Origin of the sequence: Enterobacter sp. BNK-34 (assembly GCF_048684445.1) — a bacterium.
Lineage (GTDB): Bacteria > Pseudomonadota > Gammaproteobacteria > Enterobacterales > Enterobacteriaceae > Enterobacter > Enterobacter pseudoroggenkampii.
In genome coordinates this window covers 1,152,925-1,178,992 of the sequence record NZ_JBLQUA010000001.1, presented here as the reverse complement: position 1 = coordinate 1,178,992, position 26,068 = coordinate 1,152,925, and the positions used below count along the sequence as shown (strand labels likewise).

Annotated in this window: 26 protein-coding genes; 5 read left to right on the top strand and 21 right to left on the bottom strand. The window is 54.3% G+C overall.

Features of this window, described 5'->3' with window-relative positions; translation table 11 throughout:
* Nucleotides 1-105: 105 nt before the first annotated feature.
* From ACMGG5_RS05905 to ACMGG5_RS05890, 4 genes are all read left to right on the top strand, one after another.
* Nucleotides 106-1,281 (top strand): MFS transporter, encoded by a 1,176-nt coding sequence (locus ACMGG5_RS05905; protein WP_032648577.1) that lies wholly within the window; start codon nucleotides 106-108, stop codon nucleotides 1,279-1,281.
* Nucleotides 1,250-2,221: an HTH-type transcriptional regulator YidZ gene (gene yidZ / locus ACMGG5_RS05900; protein WP_024907877.1), complete on the top strand. Its 972-nt coding sequence runs from the start codon at nucleotides 1,250-1,252 to the stop codon at nucleotides 2,219-2,221. The genes ACMGG5_RS05905 and yidZ overlap by 32 nt, the downstream gene beginning before the upstream one ends.
* Nucleotides 2,222-2,343: 122 nt before the next feature.
* Nucleotides 2,344-3,090, top strand: coding sequence for a 4'-phosphopantetheinyl transferase family protein (locus ACMGG5_RS05895; RefSeq protein WP_267215343.1), 747 nt, complete (start codon nucleotides 2,344-2,346; stop codon nucleotides 3,088-3,090).
* Nucleotides 3,091-3,126: 36 nt separating this feature from the next.
* Nucleotides 3,127-3,693 (top strand): NADPH-dependent FMN reductase, encoded by a 567-nt coding sequence (locus ACMGG5_RS05890; protein WP_014833835.1) that lies wholly within the window; start codon nucleotides 3,127-3,129, stop codon nucleotides 3,691-3,693.
* Nucleotides 3,694-3,785: 92 nt separating this feature from the next.
* On the opposite strand, the gene adeP is transcribed toward ACMGG5_RS05890, so the two are convergent.
* Entirely contained in the window at nucleotides 3,786-5,123 is a 1,338-nt protein-coding gene (adeP, locus tag ACMGG5_RS05885) for an adenine permease AdeP (RefSeq protein WP_024907880.1), read from the bottom strand.
* A gap of 165 nt (nucleotides 5,124-5,288) precedes the next feature.
* On the opposite strand from adeP, the gene yieH reads away from it, so the two are divergent.
* The gene (gene yieH, locus ACMGG5_RS05880) at nucleotides 5,289-5,954 is read left to right on the top strand and encodes a 6-phosphogluconate phosphatase (RefSeq protein ID WP_370884590.1); all 666 of its coding nucleotides are present in this window, start codon (nucleotides 5,289-5,291) and stop codon (nucleotides 5,952-5,954) included.
* Nucleotides 5,955-6,039: 85 nt separating this feature from the next.
* On the opposite strand, the gene phoU is transcribed toward yieH, so the two are convergent.
* From phoU to asnC, 20 genes are all read right to left on the bottom strand, one after another.
* Nucleotides 6,040-6,765: a phosphate signaling complex protein PhoU gene (gene phoU / locus ACMGG5_RS05875; protein ID WP_008500182.1), complete on the bottom strand. Its 726-nt coding sequence runs from the start codon at nucleotides 6,763-6,765 to the stop codon at nucleotides 6,040-6,042.
* 26 nt (nucleotides 6,766-6,791) lie between these two features.
* A complete protein-coding gene (gene pstB / locus ACMGG5_RS05870) occupies nucleotides 6,792-7,565 on the bottom strand; it encodes a phosphate ABC transporter ATP-binding protein PstB (RefSeq protein WP_008500183.1) in 774 nt (257 codons plus the stop codon).
* A 47-nt stretch (nucleotides 7,566-7,612) separates the two neighbouring features.
* Entirely contained in the window at nucleotides 7,613-8,503 is an 891-nt protein-coding gene (pstA, locus tag ACMGG5_RS05865) for a phosphate ABC transporter permease PstA (protein ID WP_024907882.1), read from the bottom strand.
* Nucleotides 8,503-9,462, bottom strand: a complete 960-nt coding sequence (gene pstC / locus ACMGG5_RS05860) for a phosphate ABC transporter permease PstC (RefSeq protein WP_048990815.1) — start codon at nucleotides 9,460-9,462, stop codon at nucleotides 8,503-8,505. The genes pstA and pstC overlap by 1 nt, the downstream gene beginning before the upstream one ends.
* Nucleotides 9,463-9,590: 128 nt before the next feature.
* Entirely contained in the window at nucleotides 9,591-10,631 is a 1,041-nt protein-coding gene (pstS, locus tag ACMGG5_RS05855) for a phosphate ABC transporter substrate-binding protein PstS (RefSeq protein ID WP_024907884.1), read from the bottom strand.
* A 321-nt stretch (nucleotides 10,632-10,952) separates the two neighbouring features.
* A complete protein-coding gene (glmS, locus tag ACMGG5_RS05850; RefSeq protein ID WP_048990817.1) occupies nucleotides 10,953-12,782 on the bottom strand; it encodes a glutamine--fructose-6-phosphate transaminase (isomerizing) in 1,830 nt (609 codons plus the stop codon).
* 238 nt (nucleotides 12,783-13,020) lie between these two features.
* A complete protein-coding gene (glmU, locus tag ACMGG5_RS05845) occupies nucleotides 13,021-14,391 on the bottom strand; it encodes a bifunctional UDP-N-acetylglucosamine diphosphorylase/glucosamine-1-phosphate N-acetyltransferase GlmU (RefSeq protein WP_048990819.1) in 1,371 nt (456 codons plus the stop codon).
* Nucleotides 14,392-14,529: 138 nt separating this feature from the next.
* On the bottom strand, nucleotides 14,530-14,949 hold the full coding sequence (locus ACMGG5_RS05840; protein ID WP_006177560.1) for a F0F1 ATP synthase subunit epsilon: 420 nt from the start codon (nucleotides 14,947-14,949) through the stop codon (nucleotides 14,530-14,532).
* 20 nt (nucleotides 14,950-14,969) lie between these two features.
* Nucleotides 14,970-16,352, bottom strand: a complete 1,383-nt coding sequence (gene atpD, locus ACMGG5_RS05835; protein WP_006177559.1) for a F0F1 ATP synthase subunit beta — start codon at nucleotides 16,350-16,352, stop codon at nucleotides 14,970-14,972.
* Nucleotides 16,353-16,383: 31 nt separating this feature from the next.
* Nucleotides 16,384-17,247: a F0F1 ATP synthase subunit gamma gene (gene atpG / locus ACMGG5_RS05830; RefSeq protein WP_024907886.1), complete on the bottom strand. Its 864-nt coding sequence runs from the start codon at nucleotides 17,245-17,247 to the stop codon at nucleotides 16,384-16,386.
* 51 nt (nucleotides 17,248-17,298) lie between these two features.
* Nucleotides 17,299-18,840, bottom strand: a complete 1,542-nt coding sequence (atpA, locus tag ACMGG5_RS05825; protein WP_006808751.1) for a F0F1 ATP synthase subunit alpha — start codon at nucleotides 18,838-18,840, stop codon at nucleotides 17,299-17,301.
* Between the two features lie 12 nt (nucleotides 18,841-18,852).
* Entirely contained in the window at nucleotides 18,853-19,386 is a 534-nt protein-coding gene (gene atpH, locus ACMGG5_RS05820) for a F0F1 ATP synthase subunit delta (protein ID WP_024907887.1), read from the bottom strand.
* A gap of 14 nt (nucleotides 19,387-19,400) precedes the next feature.
* Nucleotides 19,401-19,871 (bottom strand): F0F1 ATP synthase subunit B, encoded by a 471-nt coding sequence (atpF, locus tag ACMGG5_RS05815; RefSeq protein WP_014072436.1) that lies wholly within the window; start codon nucleotides 19,869-19,871, stop codon nucleotides 19,401-19,403.
* Nucleotides 19,872-19,919: 48 nt separating this feature from the next.
* Nucleotides 19,920-20,159 (bottom strand): F0F1 ATP synthase subunit C, encoded by a 240-nt coding sequence (atpE, locus tag ACMGG5_RS05810; protein ID WP_000429386.1) that lies wholly within the window; start codon nucleotides 20,157-20,159, stop codon nucleotides 19,920-19,922.
* Between the two features lie 49 nt (nucleotides 20,160-20,208).
* On the bottom strand, nucleotides 20,209-21,024 hold the full coding sequence (atpB, locus tag ACMGG5_RS05805) for a F0F1 ATP synthase subunit A (RefSeq protein WP_008500193.1): 816 nt from the start codon (nucleotides 21,022-21,024) through the stop codon (nucleotides 20,209-20,211).
* An 8-nt stretch (nucleotides 21,025-21,032) separates the two neighbouring features.
* The gene (atpI, locus tag ACMGG5_RS05800) at nucleotides 21,033-21,413 is read right to left on the bottom strand and encodes a F0F1 ATP synthase subunit I (RefSeq protein ID WP_023333920.1); all 381 of its coding nucleotides are present in this window, start codon (nucleotides 21,411-21,413) and stop codon (nucleotides 21,033-21,035) included.
* A gap of 616 nt (nucleotides 21,414-22,029) precedes the next feature.
* Nucleotides 22,030-22,653: a 16S rRNA (guanine(527)-N(7))-methyltransferase RsmG gene (gene rsmG, locus ACMGG5_RS05795; protein ID WP_024907888.1), complete on the bottom strand. Its 624-nt coding sequence runs from the start codon at nucleotides 22,651-22,653 to the stop codon at nucleotides 22,030-22,032.
* A 107-nt stretch (nucleotides 22,654-22,760) separates the two neighbouring features.
* Nucleotides 22,761-24,650 carry a tRNA uridine-5-carboxymethylaminomethyl(34) synthesis enzyme MnmG gene (gene mnmG, locus ACMGG5_RS05790; protein WP_023333918.1) on the bottom strand — a complete coding sequence of 630 codons (1,890 nt, stop codon included), beginning with the start codon at nucleotides 24,648-24,650 and terminating at the stop codon, nucleotides 22,761-22,763.
* A gap of 374 nt (nucleotides 24,651-25,024) precedes the next feature.
* A complete protein-coding gene (gene mioC / locus ACMGG5_RS05785) occupies nucleotides 25,025-25,474 on the bottom strand; it encodes an FMN-binding protein MioC (protein ID WP_420277601.1) in 450 nt (149 codons plus the stop codon).
* A 90-nt stretch (nucleotides 25,475-25,564) separates the two neighbouring features.
* Nucleotides 25,565-26,023, bottom strand: a complete 459-nt coding sequence (gene asnC, locus ACMGG5_RS05780; protein WP_024907891.1) for a transcriptional regulator AsnC — start codon at nucleotides 26,021-26,023, stop codon at nucleotides 25,565-25,567.
* Nucleotides 26,024-26,068 lie beyond the last annotated feature (45 nt).

Here is a 26,068-nt window from a genome sequence, read left to right as displayed (position 1 = left end):
CTAATTAATGGTGATTTCCTCCTGGGAAATCACCATTGTCCAAATGGCAACTCGCCTAATCCCTTTTCACCCCCTATCCTGCATGCCTGCATCTATGGGGGGTTTATGGCGCGTTTTCTGTTTTGTAGTTTCGCATTAGTTCTGCTTTATCCGTCTGGTATTGATATGTATCTGGTGGGATTGCCCCACATCGCCCGCGATCTGGGTGCCAGCGAGGCGCAGCTACACATCGCGTTTTCGGCCTACCTCGCGGGGATGGCGTCGTCGATGGTCTTTGCCGGGAAGATAGCGGATAAAGCAGGCCGTCAGCCTGTCGCCATAACCGGCGCCATCATTTTTGCCCTGGCTTCTCTTCTCTGCTCGCAGGCGCAGAACAGCACCGTGTTCCTGACTGGACGGTTTATCCAGGGTATTGGCGCTGGCGGTTGCTACGTGGTGGCGTTTGCCATTTTGCGCGACACCCTAAGCGCCCAGCGTCGCGCTAAGGTGCTCTCGATGCTGAACGGTATTACCTGCATCATCCCGGTGCTGGCCCCGGTCGTGGGATATCTGATCATGCTGAAATTCCCGTGGCAGAGCCTGTTCTGGACCATGGCGGCCATGGGCGCGCTGGTGTTTACCTTATCCATCGCCGTGCTGAAAGAGACCCACCCGGGCTCGCAGAATACCGGCCATACCGCCACCATTCACCCGGCAGAGAAGCTTCTCAACCGCTTTTTCCTCAGCCGTCTGGCCGTGACCACGTTAAGCGTGGCGGTGATCCTGACCTATGTAAACGTTTCCCCGGTTTTACTGATGGAAACCATGGGCTTCGATCGCGGTGAGTATTCAACGGTGATGGCATTAACCGCCATGGTCAGTATGGCGGTCTCGTTCTCCACCCCGTTTGCGCTAAATGTTTTCAGCCAGCGCACGCTGATGCTGACCTCACAGGTTTTATTCCTCACGGCAGGCGCGATCCTGGCGACCACCAGCTCACATGCGGTGATGCTGGTGGGTATTACCCTTATTTGCGCCGGGTTCTCGGTTGGCTTTGGCGTGGCGATGAGCCAGGCGCTTGGCCCCTTCTCGCTGCGGGCAGGCGTGGCAAGCTCGGTGCTGGGGATCGCGCAGGTCTGCGGCTCGTCGCTGTGGATTTGGCTGGCGGCGGTCATCGGGCTCAACGCGCTGAATATGCTGATCGGGGTTCTGATTGGCTGTAGCATACTGTGCATTACCTTACTTATGGTCATCCGGCCCGCGGCGCACTATGAAGAAGCCCATCAGCAGTCTCGATCTTAACCTGTTGCTCTGCCTGCAGCTTTTGCTGCAGGAGCGCAGCGTTACCAAAGCGGCGAAGCGGATGAACGTGACGCCGTCGGCGGTGAGCAAATCGCTGGCCAAGCTGCGCGACTGGTTTGACGACCCGCTGTTTGTCAAAACGCCGCTAGGGCTGCTGCCGACGCCACTGACGGTAAGTCTTGAGCAGGATCTGGCTGACTGGATGCAAATCGGCAACCAGATCCTCGATAAATTCCACCATGATTCTCCGGGCGGGCTGACGTTCGTGCTGGCCGCGGAAACGCCGCTGATGCTGATTCGCTTCAATACTCTGCTGGAGCAGGTGAACCAGCGCTATCCGCAGGCTACGGTGAAAATGCGCCAGTGGGATTACGACTCGCTGGACGCGATTACGCGTGGCGAGGTGGATTTGGGCTTCACCGGGCGTGAAACGCATCCGCGATCCCGCGAGCTGCTTAAGCTGATGCCGTGGTTTATCGACTACGAAATTCTGTTCAGCGATCGCCCCTGCGTCTATTTGCGCGAGGATCATCCGGCGCTTCAGCAAGAGTGGAATCTGGAGACCTTCCTGCGCTATCCCCATATCAGCATCTTCTGGGAACGCAGCGACACCTGGGCGCTTGATGAGGTGCTAAAGGAGATGGGACGCGAGCGCACGATCGCCATGAGCCTGCCGGGCTTTGAACAGGCGATGTTTATGGCGGCGCAGCCCAACCATAACTATATCGCCACGGCTCCGCACTACTGCCATCACTACAATGAACTCCACCAGCGGAAGCTGATCGCGCTTCCTATTCCCATTGACGAAGCGCAGGCTGAAAAGCTTACCGTTCCCTTCACGCTGATCTGGCATAAACGGAACAGCCACAATCCAAAAATCCTCTGGCTGCGGGAGACCATCAAGGCGCTGTACGGTGCGAGCGATCCAATTTTTGCCTAAGAAAATGTAAAGTTCGGTCCTAAGGCTTCTCTTACTCCCATTTACTGATTAAAACAGGAGTCAAGTTAAGCGATAATCATGTAACCGTTTAACCGATTACGACCATTATCAAGGAGCGAAAAATGGCTACGCACTTTGCAAGAGGGATACTTACGGAAGGACGTCTCGTATCGGCAAGAATTTCTTCAGCGTGTCACACTGAAGCACTCACTCTCCCGGAACACCGCAGGACGCGGTTTTTAGCGTCCAGAGCGCTTCTCGCAGAACTGCTGTTTATGCTGTACGGCACCAGCGAGCTGCCGGATATCATTACCCAACCCGAAGGCCGTCCGGTCTTTGCCGACCCGGATCTCCCTTGTTTTTCGATTGCCTACGCGGGCAATATCATTGGCGTCGCGCTGACCACCGAAGGGGATTGTGGGCTCGATATGGAACTTCAGCGCGCGACGCGCAGCTTCCATGGCGGTAATGCGCATGAAGACTATCCGCTCTCCAGCAATGAGAAGCTGTGGGTCCGCAACCAGAACGATCCTGTCGAAGCCAGAGCCCAGCTCATTACCTTACGCCAGAGCATTCGCAAGCTCTGTGGATGCGCCTCAGACGACGCCAGCCTGCTGCAGCTGCTGCCAGGCTCCGGACGTCTTCGTGCCACTCAGGCCACGCTGGTAGAGGCGCTCAGTGACGCAGAGGATGTGCTCATTTGGTCCATTGCGGTTACCCCCGCCATCGAACGCATGAAAATCTGGGAATTTGACAGTCAACAGGGATGGCGTAGCCTTCCTGATGTGCCCGAGCGCGCCAACGAGCCCGCCGCACGCCTGATGCGTTTAACCAGTTTACCGGCAGAAAAAGCATTCACCCTTAGCTGATCCAATCAGGGTCATCATGATGAAACAGGAGTAATCATGTCTGATACGTTGAAAGTCGTTACTTTACTGGGAAGCCTGCGCAAAGGTTCATTTAACGGGATGGTAGCCCGCACGCTGCCACAGCTGGCGCCTGCAGGTATGGAAATTAGCGCCCTGCCGTCTATTGGCGATATTCCGCTGTATGATGCGGATGTCCAGCAGGAAGAAGGGTTCCCGCAGAGCGTTGAGGCACTGGCCGAACAGATCCGCCAGGCCGACGGCGTGGTCATCGTCACGCCGGAGTATAACTACTCGGTTCCGGGTGGCCTGAAGAATGCCATCGACTGGCTGTCCCGTTTACCTGAGCAGCCGCTGTCAGGCAAACCGGTGCTGATCCAGACCAGCTCCATGGGCGCGATTGGCGGCGCGCGCTGCCAGTATCATCTGCGCCAGATCCTGGTATTCCTCGATGCGATGGTGATGAACAAGCCGGAATTTATGGGCGGAGTGATTCAGAACAAGGTTGACCCGCAAACGGGTGAGGTGGTGGATCAGAGCACGCGCGACCATCTCTCTGGCCAGCTGACGGCGTTCGGGGATTATATTAAGCGAGTGAAGGCGTAAGATCATTGCGGCCTGATGCCCTCACCCTGACCCTCTCCCACGGGGAGAGGGAACAAACACTAAAGCCCTTTTCGAAGAAAAGGGCTTACTGTTTATTTGGCGTCAATAAACACAATCTTCAGCACAAACAGCAGCGCCACAACGATGACGCACGGGCTGAGGTCGCGGAAGCGGCCGGTACCGATCTTCATTACGCAGTAAGAGATAAAGCCCAGCGCGATACCTTCGGTAATCGAGAAGCTGAACGGCATCATCACGGCGGTAATAAACGCAGGTACCGCTTCGGTTAAATCATCCCACTTCACGCGTGACAAGCTGGAGGTCATCAGCACCCCCACGTAGATCAGCGCGCCCGCCGCCGCGTACGGAGGCACCATGCCCGCCAGTGGCGAGAGGAAGATCACCAGCAGGAACAGAATACCCACGACCACCGCCGTCAGGCCGGTACGGCCGCCCACGGATACACCGGAAGAAGATTCAATGTACGCGGTAACAGACGAGGTTCCGATAAACGCACCGGTTACAGAGGAGACGCTGTCCACAAACAGCGCCTGCTTCATGCGCGGGAATTTCCCTTTTTCATCCGCCAGACCCGCTTTATCGGTCACGCCAATCAGCGTGCCGGAGGAGTCGAACAGGTTCACCAGCATGAAGGAGAAAATCACGCCCGCCAGGCCCAGGTTCAGGGAGCCCGCCAGATCGACGTGACCAACAACGGTAGAGATGCTCGGTGGCGCGGAAACGATGCCGTTATAGTGAACGTCGCCCAGCATCCAGCCCAGCAGCGTGGTCACCACGATGGACACCAGCACCGCCGCGTGAATATTACGGGAAGCCAGGATCGCGATGATAAAGAAGCCCAGCACGCCCAGCAGCACGTTATGAGAGGTCAGGTGACCGATGCTCACCAGCGTATCCGGGTTCGCCACGATAACGCCGGCGTTTTTCAGCCCCATCATACCGATGAACAGACCGATACCGCTGGTGATGCCCACGCGCAGGCTCACAGGAATGTTCGCAATCATCCAGTAACGCACGCGGAAAATGGTCAGCAGCAGCAGACCAACCGCGCCCCAGAAGATGGCGCCCATGCCAACCTGCCACGGCAGCCCCATCGCCTGAACGACCACGAATGCGAAGAACGCATTCAGGCCCATCGCCGGGGCCAGCGCAACCGGCAGGTTAGCGAACACACCCATCAGAATGCTGCCAAGGGCCGCAATCAGGCAGGTGGTTACAAAGACGGCGCTGGTATCCATGCCAGCAACGCCCAGAATTTGAGGGTTAACAAAAACGATATAGACCATCGTCAGGAAGGTGGTGAAACCCGCGATCACTTCGGTGCGTGCCGTTGTGCCGTGCTCGCGCAGTTTGAAAACGCGCTCAAGCAGACCCTGACCAGACGTCTGGGTAGTGTGTTGTTGACTCATCATCAATTTCCGAACAAGGAGGGAAAATTCGTCGCTATCCTATACCAAAATGCGACAATAGTGGCGGTTACGTGATACTTTTTTCATTGAATTTGCTTATACGGCAACGATTGCGTTCCGGCGAACTGCCGCACGTAAACGTTAAACTGGTTAAAAGGGAAAGGCATGTCCGGAATTGAAGCGGTATTTTTCGACTGCGACGGTACGCTGGTCGACAGTGAGGTCATTTGTTCCCGCGCGTATGTGGCCATGTTCCAGGAATTTGGCATTACGCTGGAACTCGAAGAGGTGTTTAAACGCTTTAAGGGCGTGAAGCTCTACGAGATCATCGACATCATTAACGAAGAACACGGCGTCGTTCTGGAGAAAGCGGCTCTGGAACCGGTGTACCGCGCCGAGGTTGCACGCCTGTTCGATTCGGAGCTGGGGGTGATTCCGGGCGCAAACGCGCTGCTGGATACCATGACGGTGCCGATCTGCGTGGTCTCCAACGGCCCGGTCAGCAAAATGCAGCACTCGCTGGGCAAGCTTGAGATGCTGCACCACTTCCCGGAAAAGCTGTTCAGTGGCTACGATATCCAGCGCTGGAAGCCGGACCCGGCGCTGATGTTCCATGCGGCGAAAGCGATGGGCGTCAACGTAGAGAACTGCATTCTGGTGGATGACTCGTCTGCGGGCGCGCAGTCGGGGATTGATGCGGGAATGGAGGTGTTTTACTTCTGCGCCGACCCGCACAACAAGCCGATCGATCATCCAAAAGTCACGACCTTCACCGATCTGGCGCAGTTGCCCGCGCTGTGGAAGGCGCGCGGGTGGGATATTACTCGCTGAAAAAACAAAGCCGGATGGCGCTAATGCTTATCCGGCCTACAGGGCTAGTAGGGCGGGTAAGCGCTAGTGCCACCCGCCACAAACATTACTCTTTCGGATCTTTACCCGCCAGCAGCTTATCCAGCTCGTCGCCGCCCACGTGACGGAAGTCCTGACCTTTCACGAAGTAGAAAATGTATTCGCAAATGTTCTGGCAGCGGTCGCCGATACGCTCGATGGAGCGCGCGCAGAACAGGGCAGTCAGTACGCTTGGGATCGTACGGGAATCTTCCATCATATAGGTCATCAGCTGACGCACGATGCCTTCATACTCCTGGTCGACCTTCTTGTCTTCACGGTAGATACGCACCGCTTCGTCCAGGTCCATACGCGCAAAGGCATCCAGCACGTCGTGCAGCATCTGCACGGTGTGACGGCCCAGCGACTCCAGACTCACCAGCAGCGGCTGGTGCTGCTGAGAGAACTTCTCCAGCGCGGTGCGGCAGATTTTATCGGCCACGTCACCAATACGCTCCAGCTCGGCGATGGTTTTGATGATTGCCATCACCAGACGCAGGTCGCTCGCCGTCGGCTGACGTTTCGCGATAATGCGCACGCAGGCCTCGTCGATAGCGACTTCCATCATGTTGACGTTTTTGTCGCCTTCAATGACGCGCTTCGCCAGCTCGCTGTCCTGGTTGTGCATTGCCGTAATTGCATCAGAAAGCTGCTGCTCAACCATGCCACCCATGGTCATCACCTGCGTGCGGATGCTTTCCAGCTCTGCGTTGAACTGGCCTGAAATATGTTTATTAAGATTGAGGTTGTCCATGGTTTCTCCACATGCACTAAGGCAAATCAACCGTAGCGGCCAGTAATATAATCTTCGGTTTGTTTCTTCGCGGGCTTAGTGAACAGATCGTCCGTGTTGCTGAACTCAATCAATTCACCCAGGTACATAAACGCCGTGTGATCGGAACAACGTGCAGCCTGCTGCATGTTATGGGTCACGATAACCACGGTGTAATCCTGCTTCAGCTCGGTGATCAGCTCTTCAATGCGGCCGGTTGAGATCGGGTCCAGCGCTGAACACGGCTCATCCAGCAGCAACACTTCAGGGCGAATCGCAATACCGCGCGCAATGCACAGACGCTGCTGCTGACCACCGGAGAGAGAGTAACCGCTCTGGTGCAACTTATCTTTGGTTTCGTTCCATAATGCGGCCTTGGTCAAAGCCCACTGCACGCGCTCGTCCATATCGGCACGGGAGAGCTTTTCAAACAGACGAACGCCAAAGGCGATGTTGTCATAAATGGACATCGGGAACGGTGTGGGTTTCTGGAACACCATCCCCACTTTGGCGCGCAGCAGGGCAATATCCTGAGCCTGGGTCAGAATGTTTTCGCCGTCGAGGATGATTTCCCCTTCAGCGCGCTGCTCCGGATAGAGCGAATACATTTTGTTAAAGGTACGCAGCAGCGTGGATTTCCCACAGCCGGACGGACCGATAAATGCCGTGACCTGGTTCTTGGCGATATCCAGGTTGATGTTCTTCAGGGCATGGAATTTGCCGTAGTAGAAGTTCAAATCACGAACCTGAATCTTACCCGGGGCAGTATCAACCATACTCATTGACTCATTTCCTCATTCGGCGCCGCGAGCTGCCGCGCCGTAAAAAATTAACCGTGTTTCTTCTTCGCGAAAATGACGCGCGCCAGAATGTTCAGCAACAGTACGCAAAGGGTAATGATCAGCACCCCGGCCCAGGCCAGCTGCTGCCATTCCGCGAATGGGCTCATCGCAAATTTAAAGATCGTTACCGGCAGGTTGGCGATCGGCTGCATCATGTCCGTGCTCCAGAACTGATTGGAGAGGGACGTAAACAGCAGCGGCGCCGTTTCACCCGCGATACGCGCAACCGCCAGCAGGATACCGGTCATGATCCCGGAGACCGACGCCTTCAGCGTAATCGCCGAGATCATCTTCCATTTCGGCGTACCCAGCGCATAAGCCGCTTCACGCAGGCTGTCCGGCACCAGTTTCAGCATGTTCTCGGTGGTTCGAATCACAATCGGCACCTGCAGCAGCGCCAGTGCAATCACACCCGCCCAGCCGGAGAAGTGTTCCATCTGCGCCACCACCACGGTGTATACAAACAGACCCACGACGATAGACGGTGCAGACAGCAGAATGTCGTTGATGAAGCGAATGACTTCCGCCAGCCAGGATTTACGACCGTATTCTGCCAGGTAGATGCCCGCCATGATGCCCAGCGGCGTGCCGAAGACCGTCGCCCAGAGGATCAGCAGTCCGCTGCCCGCCAGGGCATTCGCCAGGCCACCACCCGCCGTGTTCGGCGGCGGCGTCATTTCGGTGAACAGCGACAGTGACATTCCGTCAATTCCGCGAACGACCGTCGAGAAGAGGATCCAGACCAGCCAGAACAGGCCGAATGCCATCGTCGCCATAGAGAGCGTCAGGGCAATGCGGTTTTTCATGCGGCGTCTGGCCTGCATTTTACGGCGAGATTCCGCCAGTTCAGCGGTTGCTTGCATTTCGAGAGTAGCCATTAGCGTGCCCCCTCATTTTTAGCGAGACGCATAATCATCAGCTTGGAAATCGCCAGAACAATGAAGGTGATAACGAACAGAATCAGACCCAGCTCCATCAGCGCCGCCACGTGCAGCCCCGATTCCGCTTCCGCAAATTCATTCGCCAGCGCCGAGGTAATACTGTTACCCGGCATGTAGAGCGACGCGCTGTCGAGCTGGTAGGTGTTACCGATGATAAAGGTAACCGCCATGGTTTCACCCAGCGCACGACCTAAGCCCAGCATCACGCCCCCGATCACCCCATTTTTGGTGAACGGAAGGACGATGCGCCAGATCACTTCCCAGGTGGTGCAGCCGATACCGTAGGCCGACTCTTTCATCATCACCGGCGTTTGTTCGAAGACATCGCGCATAACCGCCGCAATGTACGGAATAATCATGATGGCGAGGATCACACCTGCCGCCAGAATGCCAATACCGAAAGCCGGGCCAGAGAACAGGGCCCCCACAAACGGAATGGCAGAAAGAACGTTACCGACCGGTTCCTGGAAGTATGTGGCGAACAGCGGTGCAAAGATGAACAGGCCCCACATGCCATAGACGATACTTGGAATGGCCGCCAGCAGTTCGATGGCAATACCCAGCGGGCGCCGCAGCCAGCCCGGCGCCAGCTCCGTCAGGAACAGGGCAATACCAAAGCTCACCGGAACCGCAATCAGAAGGGCGATGAGCGAGGTCATCAGCGTGCCGTAAATCGGCACCAGGGCGCCGTAGATATCGTTCGGCGCGTCCCACTCTTTGGTCCACAGGAAGGAGAAACCGAATTTCTGGATGCTCGGCCATGAGGAGAAAATCAGAGACACGATAATGCCGCCCAGCAGCAATAGCACAATCAGCGCAGCCAGTTTAACCAGCGCGCTGAAAATCATGTCACCTTTTTTACCCGGAGGGTTAAATGCAGGCTTGGTTGCAGCCATAAATTACTCTTCTGTTTGAGACGTTTTTACGAATATGCCCGGTGGCGCTAACGCTTACCGGGCCTACAGCTTAAACCGTAGGGCGGGTAAGCGCAGCGCCACCCGCCATCTTCGTTAAATATATCCTGTTAGTACAGCGCTTTACCGCTGCTGTCTTTCACGTTGGTTTTCCATGCAGCGCGAATCTGCTCAACCACGTTGTCCGGCAGGGTGGCGTAATCCAGAGCGTTAGCCTGTTTGCCGCCGTTTTTGTATGCCCAGTCGAAGAACTTCAGCACTTCGGTGCCCTGCTCAGGTTTCTTCTGCTCTTTGTGAACCAAGATGAAGGTGGTAGAGGTGATTGGCCATGCACCTTCGCCTTTCTGGTTAGTCAGATCCTGCGCGAACGATTTGCTCCAGTCAGCGCCTTTCGCTGCGTTAGCAAAGTTCTCTTCGGTTGGGCTAACCGGTTTGCCGTCGGCTGAAACCAGTTTGGTGTAGGACAGGTTGTTCTGCTTCGCGTAAGCATACTCTACGTAGCCGATGGAGCCTGGCAGACGCTGTACGAACGCGGCGATACCGTCGTTACCTTTACCGCCCAGACCGGTTGGCCAGTTAACGGTAGAGCCGGAGCCGACTTTAGATTTCCACTCTTCGTTCACTTTTGCCAGATAGCTGGTGAACACGAAAGAGGTACCGGAACCATCCGCGCGGCGAACCACGGCGATGTTCTGAGAAGGCAGCTTCAGGCCAGGGTTGAGTTTGGCGATCGCTTCGTCATCCCATTTTTTGATTTTGCCCAGGTAGATGTCACCCAGGGTTTTGCCGTCCAGCACCAGCTCGCCCGACTTCACGCCCGGCAGGTTGATGGCCAGGACCACGCCACCAATCACGGTCGGGAACTGGAACAGGCCTTCCTGAGCCAGTTTGTCATCAGACAGCGGAGCGTCTGATGCGCCGAAATCAACCGTGTTCGCGGTAATTTGTTTAACGCCACCGGAGGAGCCGATACCCTGATAGTTAACCTTGTTACCGGTTTCTTTCTGGTAGGTATCCGCCCATTTGGCATACACCGGCGCAGGGAAGGTTGCACCAGCGCCAGTCAGGCTTGCTTCTGCAAATACAGAGAACGCGCTCAGAGATAAGGTCGCGGCGACAACAGTTGCGACAGTGGTACGCATAACTTTCATAATGTCTCCTGCAAGATTTTCGTAAATCGTTGTTTAGTGGCTACGATGAGCAAAATAGGACAAACAGGTGACAGATAAATGTACGAATTATGACAGTTTTATGACAATGAAAATTTCACTTAAAAAACAGCAAAAGAAAACTTATTTTTCAATGCGTTAGCCACGTTTATGACAAGACGTTTTCAGAAATATTTTCTTTATGTGACACTGAAAAAAGTAGCTGAAGATGACAAATTGTCATTATTAAAAATGAGAAAGGATTGATGAAAAACAAACCAGGCAGGATAAAAAAGCTCCACCCGAAGGTGGAGCCTGAAGGGATTATTCTACGGTAACCGATTTCGCCAGGTTACGCGGCTGGTCGACGTCGGTGCCTTTGATCAGCGCAACGTGATAGGCCAGCAGCTGCAGCGGAACGGTGTAGAAGATGGGTGCAATCACCTCTTCCACATGCGGCATCTCGATGATGTGCATGTTGTCATTGCTGACAAAACCGGCATCTTTGTCGGCGAAGACGTACAGGACACCACCGCGGGCGCGGACTTCTTCGATGTTAGATTTCAGTTTTTCCAGCAGTTCGTTGTTTGGTGCCACAACGATGACCGGCATATCCGCGTCAATCAGCGCCAGCGGGCCGTGTTTCAGCTCGCCTGCCGCATAGGCTTCAGCGTGAATGTAGGAGATCTCTTTCAGCTTCAGCGCGCCTTCCAGCGCAATCGGATACTGATCGCCACGACCCAGGAACAGGGCGTGATGTTTATCAGAGAAGTCTTCCGCCAGCGCTTCAATGCGTTTGTCCTGAGACAGCATCTGCTCAATGCGGCTCGGCAGCGCCTGCAGGCCGTGAACGATGTCGTGCTCAACGGAAGCATCTTCGCCTTTCAGACGCGCCAGCTTCGCCACCAGCATCAGCAGAACGGTCAGCTGCGTGGTAAACGCTTTGGTGGAGGCCACGCCGATTTCGGTGCCTGCTTTGGTCATCAGCGCCAGATCGGATTCACGCACCAGAGAAGAGCCAGGAACGTTACAGATGGCCAGCGAGCCCAGGTAACCCAGCTCTTTAGAGAGACGCAGCGCGGCCAGCGTGTCCGCCGTTTCGCCAGACTGGGAAAGGGTGATCATCAGGCTGTTACGACGCACCGCAGATTTGCGATAGCGGAATTCAGACGCTATTTCCACATCGCACGGCACGCCCGCCAGGGATTCAAACCAGTAGCGAGAAACCATACCGGAGTTGTAGGAGGTGCCGCAGGCCACGATCTGAATGTGCTCAACCTTGCTGAGCAGTTCGTTCGCGTTTGCGCCCAGCTCGCTCAGATCCACTTCACCGTGGCTGATGCGCCCGGTCAGGGTGTTTTTGATGGCGTTTGGCTGCTCGTAAATCTCTTTCTGCATGTAGTGACGGTAAGCGCCTTTATCGCCCGCGTCGTACTGCAGATTCGATTCGATCTCCTGACGTTTCACCTGCTCGCCTTTGGTATCGAACACGGTCACGCTGCGGCGAGTCACTTCCGCGATATCACCCTCTTCGAGGAAGATAAAGCGACGGGTAACCGGCAGGAGCGCCAGCTGGTCAGAAGCGATGAAGTTTTCGCCCATGCCCAGACCGATAACCATCGGGCTACCGGAACGCGCGGCCAGCAGCGTGGACGGGTCGCGGGAATCCATGATCACCGTACCGTACGCACCGCGCAGCTGAGGGATAGCACGCAGCACCGCATCACGCAGTGTGCCGCCCTGCTCAAGCTCCCAGTGCACCAGGTGAGCAATCACTTCGGTGTCAGTTTCAGAGACGAAGGTGTAGCCGCGCGCTTTCAGTTCTTCGCGCAGCGGTTCGTGGTTTTCGATAATGCCGTTGTGCACGACCACGATGTGTTCAGACACATGCGGGTGCGCGTTACCTTCAGACGGTTCACCGTGCGTCGCCCAGCGGGTGTGCGCAATACCGGTACCACCGTGCAGCGGATGTTCTTCCGCGGCCTGGGCCAGCATCTGCACTTTTCCGAGACGACGCAGACGGGTCATATGGCCTTCTGCATCGACGACAGCCAGACCGGCTGAGTCGTAACCACGGTATTCCAGACGACGTAAACCTTCGAGAAGGATTTCAGCAATATCACGCTGCGCAACTGCGCCAACAATTCCACACATAATTTTAGATTCCGAATTTAGGCATTATGCCTGCGTTGTCGCTGACCTGTATTTGCCCTTTCCGGGCGCCCCGAGCCTTGTAGAGAGTGGGGTTATTTTTATGGGTACTGCTTGTGGGGGGAGGATTATATTATCCCCTCACCCCGGCCCTCTCCCCAAAGGGGCGAGGGAGAAAAACACCGCACCGAACGATCCCCTCTCCCCTGTGGGGAGAGGGTTAGGGTGAGGGGTAAATCCGTTACTTTTTCTTCACCGGGCGTTTCCAGCCCTGCTTGCTGACCTGCGGAACGCGGCTTAACACCAGCGCGTTCTCGGCCACATCGCGCGTGACGGTTGTTCCGGCGGCAATGGTCACCCCGTTACCCACGGTAACAGGCGCCACCAGCTGCGTATCGGAGCCAACGAACACGTCATCACCGATGATGGTTTTAAACTTATTCGCGCCGTCATAGTTACAGGTAATCGTCCCTGCACCAATATTCACGTTATCGCCAATTTCCGCGTCGCCCAGATAGGTCAGATGACCGGCTTTCGAGCCTTTACCCAAACGCGCTTTTTTCATTTCCACGAAGTTACCCACGTGAGCGCCTTCCAGCAGCTCAGCGCCCGGGCGCAGACGTGCAAACGGGCCGATGGTACAGGCGGCATCCAGACGGGCATCTTCCACCACGCTGAACGGGCTGATTTCGCAGTCGTCACCGATGACGCTGTTTTTAATCACGCAGCCGGTGCCAATTTTGACGCGGTTGCCCAGCGTCACGTTACCCTCGAGGATAACGTTAGTATCAATCTCAACGTCACGCCCGTGAGATAACGAACCACGCAGATCGAAACGCGCCGGATCGCGCAGCATCACGCCCGCCAGCAGCAGTTTTTCAGCCTGCTCGGACTGATAAATACGCTCAAGACGAGAAAGCTGCAGGCGGTTGTTCACACCGTCCGTTTCGCTGATGCGCGCCGGATGAACGGCGGCAATTTCACGCCCTTCGTGGTACGCCATCGCAATGATGTCGGTGATGTAGTATTCACCCTGCGCGTTGTTGTTGTTGAGTTTGGACAGCCAGCGCTTCATATCCGCGCCATTGGCAATCAGGATACCGGTGTTGATCTCCTGAATCTTGCGCTGTTCGTCGCTGGCATCTTTATGCTCAACAATACCCGTGACGTTACCGTTTTCACGGGTGATGCGGCCATAACCGCTCGGATCGTCCAGCACGACGGTCAACAAACCGATGCCGCCCTGCGGTTTGGCTGCACGCAGGCGAGTCAGTGTTTCAACGGAGATCAGCGGGACATCGCCGTAGAGCATCAAAATGTCTTCGTCATCCGCAAAGAAGGGCGCTGCCTGCTGCATCGCATGGCCTGTACCCAACTGTTCGGCCTGAAGCACCCAGTTGAGCTTGTCATCGCTCAGCGTCTTTTTAAGCAGATCGCCACCGTGGCCGTAGACCAGGTGGACCTGACTCGCACCCAGTTCATTCGCTGCATCAATGACATGCTGCACCATTGGCTTTCCTGCAAGCGTGTGGAGCACCTTAGGCAGATCGGAATACATGCGGGTCCCTTTGCCTGCGGCAAGGATCACCACGCTCATCGCACTGTTTGACATACGCATCCTGACGGTAGTTTGAGTGAGAAGTAAAAACGTTTGATGCTTAAAATTCTACATCTTTTTCATCATGAATTAAGGCCGAAAAAAAAAGCCAGCCTGGTATCCAGACTGGCTTTTGTGCTTTTCAAGCCGGTGTTACATCGCTTTTTTGGTCAACTCGATAACGCGCAGTTTAGCGATCGCTTTGGCCAGCTCCGCAGACGCCTGAGCGTAATCCACGTCACCATGAGAGCTGCTAATGTGCTCTTCAGCCTTACGCTTCGATTCCAGGGCTCGCGCTTCGTCGAGATCCTGGCCACGGATAGCGGTATCGGCCAGAACGGTCACACTGCCTGGCTGCACTTCAAGAATGCCGCCGGACAGATAGATAAACTCTTCATGACCGAACTGTTTAACGATGCGGATCATACCAGGCTTAATGGCGGTGAGCAGCGGTGCGTGACCCGGGAAGATACCCAGTTCACCTTCACTACCCGTTACCTGGATTTTCTCGACCAGACCAGAGAACATTTGTTGCTCTGCGCTGACGACGTCCAGGTGGTAAGTCATTGCCATATCACCCTCCGATTAAGGCGTTAAAGTTTTTTGGCTTTTTCCACGGCTTCGTCGATGGAACCAACCATGTAGAACGCCTGCTCCGGCAGGTGATCGTATTCGCCTTCCATGATGCCTTTAAAGCCACGGATGGTGTCTTTCAGGGAAACGTATTTACCCGGAGAACCGGTGAATACTTCCGCAACGAAGAATGGCTGGGACAGGAAGCGCTGGATCTTACGCGCACGTGCTACCACCAGTTTGTCTTCTTCAGACAGTTCATCCATACCCAGGATGGCGATGATGTCTTTCAGTTCCTGGTAACGCTGCAGCAGGGACTGTACGCCACGCGCGGTGTCGTAGTGTTCCTGACCAACAACCAGTGGATCCAGCTGACGGCTGGTGGAGTCCAGCGGGTCAACGGCCGGGTAGATACCCAGAGACGCGATCTGACGGCTCAGTACCACGGTTGCATCTAAGTGCGCAAAGGTGGTGGCTGGTGATGGGTCAGTCAAGTCATCCGCAGGTACGTATACCGCCTGAACGGAGGTGATAGAACCGGTTTTGGTAGAGGTGATACGTTCCTGAAGAACACCCATCTCTTCCGCCAGCGTAGGCTGATAACCTACCGCTGAAGGCATACGACCCAGCAGTGCAGATACTTCAGTACCGGCCAGGGTGTAACGATAGATGTTATCAACGAACAGCAGAACGTCACGGCCTTCGTCACGGAATTTCTCAGCCATAGTCAGACCGGTCAGCGCAACGCGCAGACGGTTTCCTGGTGGCTCGTTCATCTGGCCGTAAACCAGGGATACTTTGTCCAGAACGTTGGAGTCGGTCATTTCGTGGTAGAAGTCGTTACCCTCACGAGTACGTTCACCTACGCCCGCAAACACAGAGTAACCGGAGTGCTCGATCGCGATGTTACGGATCAGCTCCATCATGTTTACGGTTTTACCTACGCCCGCACCACCGAACAGACCGACTTTACCGCCCTTCGCGAACGGACACATCAGGTCGATAACTTTGATACCGGTTTCCAGCAGTTCCTGAGAGCTGGACAGCTCTTCGTAGGAAGGTGCCGCGCGGTGGATAGCCCAACGCTCTTCTTCACCGATGTCGCCTTTCATGTCGATTGGCTGACCCAATACGTTCATGATACGACCCAGTGTTGCTTTACCTACCGGGACTTCGATCGGGTGCTCAAGGTCTTTTACTTCCAGACCACGACGCAGACCGTCGGAAGAACCCATCGCGATGGTACGCACGATACCGCCGCCGAGCTGCTGCTGAACTTCCAGCACCAGGCTCTCGTTACCATTCTGTACCTCAAGCGCGTCGTACACGCGTGGTACGGCGTCCTGAGGGAACTCGACGTCCACCACGGCGCCGATTACCTGGACAATCTTTCCAGTAGCCATCTTGAATCCTCTACGTAATTCGTAAACCTGGTTAAACCGCGGCGGCCCCCGAGACGATCTCGGTGAGTTCCTGAGTAATGCTGGCCTGACGAGCTTTGTTGTAAACCAACTGCAGCTCTTTAATCAGGCTGCCGCCATTATCGGTCGCGGCTTTCATCGCCACCATTCGTGCGGCCTGCTCGCTGGCCAGGTTTTCTACAACGCCCTGATAAACCTGAGATTCAACGTAACGACGCAGCAGGGTATCCAGCAGCGGTTTCGGATCGGGTTCATACAGGTAATCCCAGGTTTTTTGCTTCAGCTCGCCATCTTCTGATGCCGGTAACGGCAGCATCTGCGTGAGCGTTGGAACCTGAGACATGGTGTTAATGAATTTGTTGCTGACAACGTACAGTCTGTCCAGACGGCCTTCATCATAAGCCTGCAACATCACTTTAACCGGGCCGATCAGTTCGGACAGGGACGGGTTATCACCCATACCGGTCACCTGAGCGACAATGTTGCCACCAACGGAGTTAAAGAAAGAGACGCCTTTAGAGCCGATCATTGCGATATCGCACTGAACGCCTTTTTCAGACCATGCTTTCATATCCGCCAGCAGTTTTTTGAACAGGTTAATGTTCAAGCCGCCACACAGACCACGGTCGGTCGACACCACCAGGTAGCCCACGCGCTTAACGTCGCGTTCTTCCAGGTAAGGGTGCTTATATTCCAGATTACCGTTTGCAAGGTGACCAATCACTTTGCGCATGGTTTCTGCATAAGGACGGCTGGCCGCCATGCGATCCTGCGATTTACGCATTTTGGAAGCGGCGACCATCTCCATCGCTTTAGTGATCTTTTGCGTGTTCTGGACGCTTGCGATCTTACTACGTATCTCTTTTGCGCCGGCCATGAGCTTCTCCTCAATGCCAGGCGGCTTGTCCTGAGACAAGCCGCCGGACGATTACCAGGATTGGGTTGCTTTGAAGGAATCGAGGATAGCTTTCAGCTTGCCTTCGATTTCGTCGTTATAGCCACCGGTCTGGTTGATCTCTTGCATCAGCGGAGCGTGATCACGGTCGACGTAAGCCAGCAGAGCGGCTTCGAAGCTACCGATTTTCGCCAGTTCCACATCTTCGAGGTAACCGCGTTCAGCCGCGAACAGAACCAGGCCCTGCTGAGCAACAGACATTGGTGCATACTGTTTCTGCTTCAGCAGCTCGGTCACTTTCTGACCGTGGCTCAGCTGTTTACGGGTTGCTTCGTCCAGATCGGATGCGAACTGAGAGAACGCAGCCAGTTCACGATACTGTGCCAGCGCGGTACGGATACCACCGGACAGTTTCTTGATGATCTTGGTCTGAGCAGCACCACCAACACGGGATACGGAGATACCCGGGTTAACTGCCGGACGAATACCGGAGTTAAACAGGTTGGTTTCCAGGAAGATCTGACCATCGGTAATGGAGATTACGTTGGTCGGAACGAACGCAGAAACGTCACCCGCCTGGGTTTCAATGATCGGCAGAGCGGTCAGAGAGCCCGTTTTACCCTTCACTTCACCTTTGGTGAAGTTCTCGACGTATTCCGCGTTAACGCGGGAAGCACGCTCCAGCAGACGAGAGTGGAGGTAGAATACGTCGCCAGGGAACGCTTCACGTCCAGGTGGACGACGGAGCAGCAGGGAAACCTGACGATAAGCAACAGCCTGTTTAGACAGGTCATCGTATACGATCAGTGCATCTTCACCGCGGTCACGGAAGTATTCGCCCATTGCGCAACCGGCGTATGGCGCCAGGTATTGCAGTGCAGCGGATTCAGACGCAGTTGCTACCACAACGATGGTGTTAGACAGTGCGCCGTGTTCTTCCAGTTTACGAACCACGTTAGAAATGGTGGACGCTTTCTGGCCGATGGCCACGTACACGCATTTGATGCCGGAGTCACGCTGGTTGATGATGGCGTCGATAGCCATCGCGGTTTTACCGGTCTGACGGTCACCGATGATCAGTTCACGCTGACCACGACCGATTGGAATCATGGCATCAACGGACTTATAACCTGTCTGAACAGGCTGATCTACGGACTGACGGTCGATAACGCCTGGTGCGATAACTTCGATTGGGGAGAAGCCATCGTGCTCAACCGGACCTTTACCGTCGATTGGCGCACCCAGGGTGTTAACAACGCGACCCAGCAGGCCACGGCCAACCGGTACTTCCAGAATACGGCCAGTACACTTAACCTTCATGCCTTCGGCGAGGTCAGCGTATGGACCCATCACAACTGCACCTACGGAGTCGCGCTCCAGGTTCAGTGCGATAGCGTAACGGTTACCCGGCAGGGAAATCATCTCACCCTGCATACAATCGGCCAGGCCGTGGATGCGGATAACACCGTCACTTACAGAAACAATAGTACCTTCGTTGTGAGCTTCACTCACAACACTGAACTGAGCAATGCGCTGCTTGATCAGTTCGCTGATTTCGGTGGAATTCAGTTGCATGCTCCAGTCCCCTTAAGACTGCAAGACGTCTGCAAGGCGTTCAAGACGGCCGCGTACGCTGCCATCAATGACCATATCACCCGAGCGGATGATTACGCCTGCCATTACAGACTTATCGATTTTGCAATTCAGCTTAACTTTGCGTGACAGACGTTTTTCCATCGCGGCGGTGATTTTCGCAAGCTGTTCGTTACTCAGTTCAGTCGCAGAAGTCACTTCAACTTCAGCGGTTGCTTCACTAAGGGCACGTAAGTGCTCAAACTGCTCGAGAACATCCGGGAGCACACGGAGACGACCATTTTCTGCCATCACCTTAATCAGGTTCTGGCCGTTGGCATCCAGTTGCTCTCCGCACACGGCGATAAACGACGCGGCGAGAGTTTCAGGTGCTAACGCACCGGAAAGCAACTCAGCCATTTGTTCGTTTTTCGTCACCTCAGCGGCAAACGCCAGCATATCCTGCCAGCGATCGACATTGTGGTGTTCGACAGCAAAGTCAAAAGCTGCTTTGGCGTAGGGGCGAGCTACCGTAACAAATTCAGACATCAGCCCCTCCCTCCTTACAGTTCAGCGACAAGTTTGTCCACGATGTCGCTGTTAGCAGCTTCATCCACGGAACGTTCGATGATCTTCTCGGCGCCAGCAACAGCCAGAATCGCAACCTGCTTACGCAGTTCTTCACGAGCACGTTTACGCTCAGCATCAATTTCTGCCTGAGCCTGTGTCACGATCTTAGTACGTTCCTGTTCTGCTTCAGCTTTGGCTTCGTCCAGGATCTGAGAACGGCGTTTGTTAGCCTGTTCGATGATTACCTGAGCTTCCGCTTTCGCTTTTTTCAGCTGGTCTGTCGCGTTGGCCTGTGCAAGGTCCAAATCTTTCTTAGCGCGTTCTGCAGAAGCCAGACCGTCAGCAATTTCTTTCTGACGTTTTTCGATGGCAGCCATTAAAGGCGGCCATACATACTTCATGCAGAACCAGACAAAGAGAATAAACGCGATGGCCTGGCCGAGGATTGTTGCGTTCATGTTCACAGCACAATACCTCTTTAATTTCTGTGGCTTAGGGTTTTAAAACTACTACTACGCGACAGCAAACATCACGTACAGACCCAGACCTACAGCGATCATTGGGATAGCATCCACCAGACCCATAACGATAAAGAACTGAGTACGCAGCAGAGGAATCAGATCAGGTTGACGCGCTGCGCCTTCCAGGAATTTGCCCCCGAGGATGCCGATACCGATCGCAGCACCGATAGCCGCCAGACCCATCATCACAGCGGCAGCCATGTACAGCAGATCCATATTCAGGTTTTCCATGACAGTCTCCAGTTTGTTTCAATTAAAACGTAGTAGTGTTGGTAAAAAATCAGTGCTCTTCAGACGCCATCGACAGATAGACGATCGTCAGAACCATGAAGATAAAGGCTTGCAGCGTAATGATCAGGATGTGGAAAATGGCCCACGGCACATTCAGAACCCACTGTGACCACCACGGCAGAAGACCCGCGATCAGAATGAAAATCAGCTCACCCGCATACATGTTGCCGAACAGTCGCAGACCCAGTGAAACAGGTTTGGACAGCAGGCTAACGCCTTCCAGGATCAGGTTGACCGGAATAAACGCCCAGTGGTTGAACGGCTGCAAGGTAAGCTCTTTCACAAAGCCGCTTACGCCTTTCATTTTGATGCTGTAGAAAAGAATCAGGATAAACACGCCCAGCGCCATCGACAGGGTGATGTTCACGTCCGCAGACGGTACAACACGCAGTGCAGGCAGGCCGAAGATGTGCTCGCCGATAAACGGCAGCAGATCGATTGGCAGCAGGTCCATCAGGTTCATCAGGAAGACCCAAACGAACACGGTCAGCGCCAGCGGAGCAATCAGCTTGCTCTTGCCATGGTACATGTCTTTGACGCTGCCATGGACGAAGCCGATGATCATTTCGATGAAGGTCTGGAATTTCCCTGGTACACCGCTGGTCGCTCGTTTAGCAACACCGCGGAACATGGCCAGGAACAGAAGACCCAAAACCACCGAGAAGAACATGGAGTCGATGTTGATCGTCCAGAAGGTGGCCGGGGGGTTATGTGGATCCACCAGCGAGAATGTACGCAGGTCCAGCTGAAGGTTATTCAGATGGTGACCTATGTAATCCTGCGGCGTCATATTTTCTGAAGCCATGATGCCTTTTACCCTTTGTTATTGATTACAGCTGGAGCCAGAACTTGTACCACCAGCACCAAAACCCACGTTGCTATCAGCGGCATGAAGACCACTTTCAAAACCGCCAGCGCCATCACCAGTAGAGCAAAGGTCAGCAACACCTTACACACTTCGCCGAGGGCGAAGGACCAGGCCACGCGGCCTTTGGCGGGTGTATGCGCCTGATGACGCCAGGCAAAAATCATAAACAACACGTTTGGCAGCACAACCGCCAAACCCCCGCACACGGCGGAGATGCCCCAGAAGGGGTCTTTGAGGCTAAACAGCAGTCCACTTGCTATCACAGCCAGAAACTGAACGAACAGAAGCTTACGAGCAACGTTTCTACTCAAGAGCGACACAGACATCACGTTTTTACTCCTGCTCCCTTCGAGGTATGCCGCGTGTCGTATAAAACGTCCTTTAAGGCTCAGAGTCAAGCATCAAAAAGCGGTCAAATTATACGGTGCGCACCCGTGATTTCAAACATTAAGTAGCGAAAAGGTGAATAAATGTTTAAATATTTTTCCCCACCGCTATTTTTTAACTTTCGCTGAAAGCGTCAACCTTCGACCAAAACTGCAAACAGCGCGAAAACGTTGTCGATAAAGCGTGCACGAGATCACAAAACACACATTTGCGATAAGGTTGTATTTATCAAAGGCGCAAATCACGAAAATTTATCTTTATGAAATTAAACACAAAATGTCGCAACTATTTTCAAAACAGCCCGGTACACAATAAAAACCTTTTATTGACATTCTTAATAAATAATTAACATTACGTTCTGGTTACTGCCTTCCACTTTTAGCAGACTTATATTTTCACAGATGACTATCTTCTCGGTGAATAATAGGCGCTACGTTAACCGGAAGAAAAACCTTAGTGAAGCAGAGGTTAAAAGCTCCCCGATAAAACCCTGGTAGTTGTGCTGTTTTTTAACATGATAAGAACAGCACGAATTCCACATTTTTTATTAATTTTTTAAAAATTGTTTGGCTTAATTATCACCAGATGACGTTCACCTTCGAGCTGAGGAATCTGTAATTTCTCAATAGACTCGACAGCAAAACCGTCTGGAAGCTGTTCAATCTCATCGCCTGGCAACTGCCCTTTCAGCGCATAAAAGCGGCCGTTCTCCGCAGGCAAGTGCTTACACCAGCTCACCATGTCATTGAGCGAAGCAAACGCGCGGCTGATAACCCCGTCAAACGGCGGCTCTGCCGGGAATTCCTCTACCCTGCTCTGCACGGGCGTGATGTTCTCAAGCTTCAGCTCATGCTGTACCTGACGTAAAAAGCGCACGCGCTTGCCAAGGCTGTCCAGCAGCGTGAAATGGCTCTCAGGGCGAACAATCGACAGCGGAACGCCCGGTAAACCTGGACCCGTACCCACGTCGATGAAACGCTCACCTTTCAGCCAGGGGGCAACCACGATGCTATCGAGTATATGGCGGACGAGCATCTCGTTGGGGTCGCGAACAGACGTCAGGTTGTACGCTTTGTTCCATTTGTTCAGCATATCGACATAGGCCACCAGCTGATTTTTCTGGTGATCGGTGAGCGAAATACCTGCCTGATCCAGCAGACGAGAGAGTTTGTTGAGCACGGTGAATACCTGTTTAGAGATTTTTCGCCCGGTGGCGCTGCCGCTTACCGGGCCTACGAATAAGTAGGGCGGGTAAGCGAAGCGCCACCCGCCAAAAGCAATGTCAATTACGCGCTGCGGCGCAACATACCTTGCTTTTTCAGCCAGACCAGCAGGATCGAAATCGCCGCAGGGGTAACCCCCGAGATGCGGGACGCCTGACCGATCGACACCGGTTTGTGATCGTTCAGCTTGGCGATCACTTCGTTAGAAAGACCCGTCACCTGGCGGTAGTCCAGCATTTCCGGCAGCAGCGTGTTTTCGTTGCGTTGCTGTTTTTCGATCTCATCCTGCTGACGCGCGATGTAACCTTCGTACTTCACCTGGATCTCAACCTGCTCTGCCGCTTCAGCGTCTTCCAGGCCCGGCGCGAACGCGGTCAGTTTGACCAGGTTCTCGTAGGTGACTTCAGGACGGCGCAGCAGATCTTCCCCGCTGGCCTCGCGCGACAGCGGCGCTGTTAAGTGAGCGTTTACTTCGGCAGCAGTTTCCGCCTGCGGATTCACCCAGGTGGTTTTCAGGCGCTGACGTTCCTGTTCAATGCGTTCCAGCTTCTCGTTGAAGCGCGCCCAGCGTTCGTCATCGACCAGACCGAGTTCACGGCCCATTTCGGTCAGACGCAGGTCGGCGTTATCTTCACGCAGCATCAGGCGATATTCCGCGCGAGAGGTAAACATACGGTACGGTTCTTTGGTACCCAGCGTGCAGAGATCGTCAACCAGCACGCCCAGATACGCCTGAGAACGGCCTGGTGCCCAGCCCTCTTTCTCAGCAGAGAAGCGCGCGGCGTTCAGACCGGCAAGCAGACCCTGTGCAGCCGCTTCTTCATAGCCGGTGGTGCCGTTAATCTGACCCGCGAAGAACAGACCGTGGATGAATTTGCTTTCCAGGGTTGGCTTCAGGTCACGCGGATCGAAGAAATCGTACTCAATAGCGTAGCCAGGGCGAACGATTTTCGCATTCTCCATCCCCTGCATTGAGCGAACAATTTGCATCTGCACATCAAACGGCAGGCTGGTGGAGATGCCGTTCGGGTAAATTTCGTTCGAGGTCAGCCCTTCCGGCTCCAGGAAGATCTGGTGCTGGTTACGATCGGCAAAGCGCATCACTTTGTCTTCGATCGACGGACAGTAGCGTGGACCGATCCCTTCGATCACGCCAGCATACATGGGGCTACGATCGAGGTTATTGCGGATCACGTCATGGGTTTTCTCGTTGGTATGCGTGATGTAGCACGGTACCTGCTGCGGATGCTGTGCCGCATTACCCATGAACGAGAAGACCGGCATTGGGTTATCACCGTGCTGTTGCGCCAGCACGCTGAAATCAATGGTACGCGCATCAATACGCGGCGGCGTGCCTGTTTTCAGGCGGCTAACGCGCAGCGGCAGTTCGCGCAGACGACGAGACAGTGGAATAGACGGCGGATCGCCAGCACGGCCACCACTGTAGTTATCCAGACCGATATGAATTTTACCGTCCAGGAATGTGCCCACGGTCAGCACCACGGCTTTCGCGCGGAATTTGAGGCCCATCTGGGTCACGGCACCCACGACGCGATCGTTCTCAACGATAAGATCTTCAACCGCCTGCTGGAAGATCATCAGGTTCGGCTGGTTCTCCAGGGCGGTACGCACCGCCTGACGGTAAAGTACGCGGTCTGCCTGAGCACGGGTCGCACGGACAGCGGGGCCTTTACTCGCGTTTAGTATCCTAAACTGGATGCCAGCCTGATCGATCGCTTTCGCCATCAGGCCGCCAAGTGCATCCACTTCTTTTACCAGGTGTCCTTTCCCAATGCCGCCAATCGCCGGATTACAGGACATTTGTCCCAGCGTGTCGATATTGTGTGTCAAAAGCAGGGTCTGCTGACCCATTCGCGCTGCGGCCATTGCGGCCTCAGTGCCTGCGTGACCCCCGCCAATGATGATGACGTCAAAAGGATCCTGATAAAACATGGTGGTCTGCCTCGCGTAAAGCGGTATGAAAATGGATTGAAGCCCGGGCCGTGGATTCTACTCAACTTTAGTCTTTCGAGAAAGCATTGGGATCCTGGGCTATTAAAAAGAAGATCTTTTTATTTAGAGATCTGTTCTATTGTGATCTCTTATTAGGATCGCGAACCTGTGTGGATAAGTCCGATCTCATAAAGAAGATCATGCAGTTAGAAAGGATCGTTTGCTGTGAATGATCGGTGATCCTGGACCGTATAAGCTGGGATCAGATCGCGACTTTATGCACAGGCCAAAAACGACGCTACGGTTGTTCTTTGGATAACTACGGGTTAATACGAGCTTTTAACCAGAGTTATCCACATCTGTTCGCGCGATCTTTAATCGTTTTTGAGTAAATTTTTCCATTCCGCGAGCCAGATCTCGGCTGGATCCTCCGGAATGTCATGATCGAGGATGTTGATCTTGAGCGTTTCACCCAGCTGTTTTGCTCCGCAGGAGGTGACAGCGGCTTCGACTTTCTCTATTGCCCCGCAAAAGGTGTCATATTCGCGACTGCCGATCCCCACTGCGCCAAAACGGACGTTTGACAGGTCGGGCTGCTGTTCCAGCAGTTCGTCATATAAAGGTTGCAGGTTATCCGGCAGATCGCCCGCGCCGTGCGTGGAGGTGATCAGCAGCCAGACCCCGTCAGTCGGGAGATCTTCCAGCAACGGGCCGTGCAGGGTTTCAGTGGAAAAGCCCACATCTTCCAGCTTTTCAGCCAGATGTTCCGCTACGTATTCCGCACCACCAAGGGTGCTGCCGCTGATAAGGGTAATGTCCGCCATTGATCGCTCGCCTGGATAAAGAGACGGCCATTGTACGCTGTGAGCGAGCTGGGATCTACCTGTGGAAAATGTGGGAATGAATTTGCCCGATCACGGGCGGATGGTACGCATGATCGGGTTTTGCAGGGAGATCAGGGTCTCGGTGGACTGAATTTCATCGATTGTTTGGATCTTGTTGATAAGTACCTGCTGAAGGGCGTCGATGGATCGGCACATGACTTTAATAAAGATGCTGTAGTGCCCGGTGGTGTAATACGCCTCGGTGACTTCATCCAGTGCGTTTAGCCTCGCCAGGGCGGAAGGATAGTCTTTGGCGCTTTTAAGAATGATGCCAATGAAGCAGCAGACGTCGTAACCCAGATGTTTAGGACTGACGTCAATGCGTGCGCCGGTAATGATCCCCGCCTGCTTCATTTTCTCTACGCGAACGTGAATGGTTCCCGGGCTGACGCCAAACTGTTTCGCCAGTTCGGCGTAGGCGGTACGGGCATTGGCCATTAACGCCTCCAGAATGCCGCGGTCGAGATTGTCGATCTGATAATTTTCCATAGCTTTTTCTTATGAAGATTAATGAATCACTCTATTCTAGCGTTT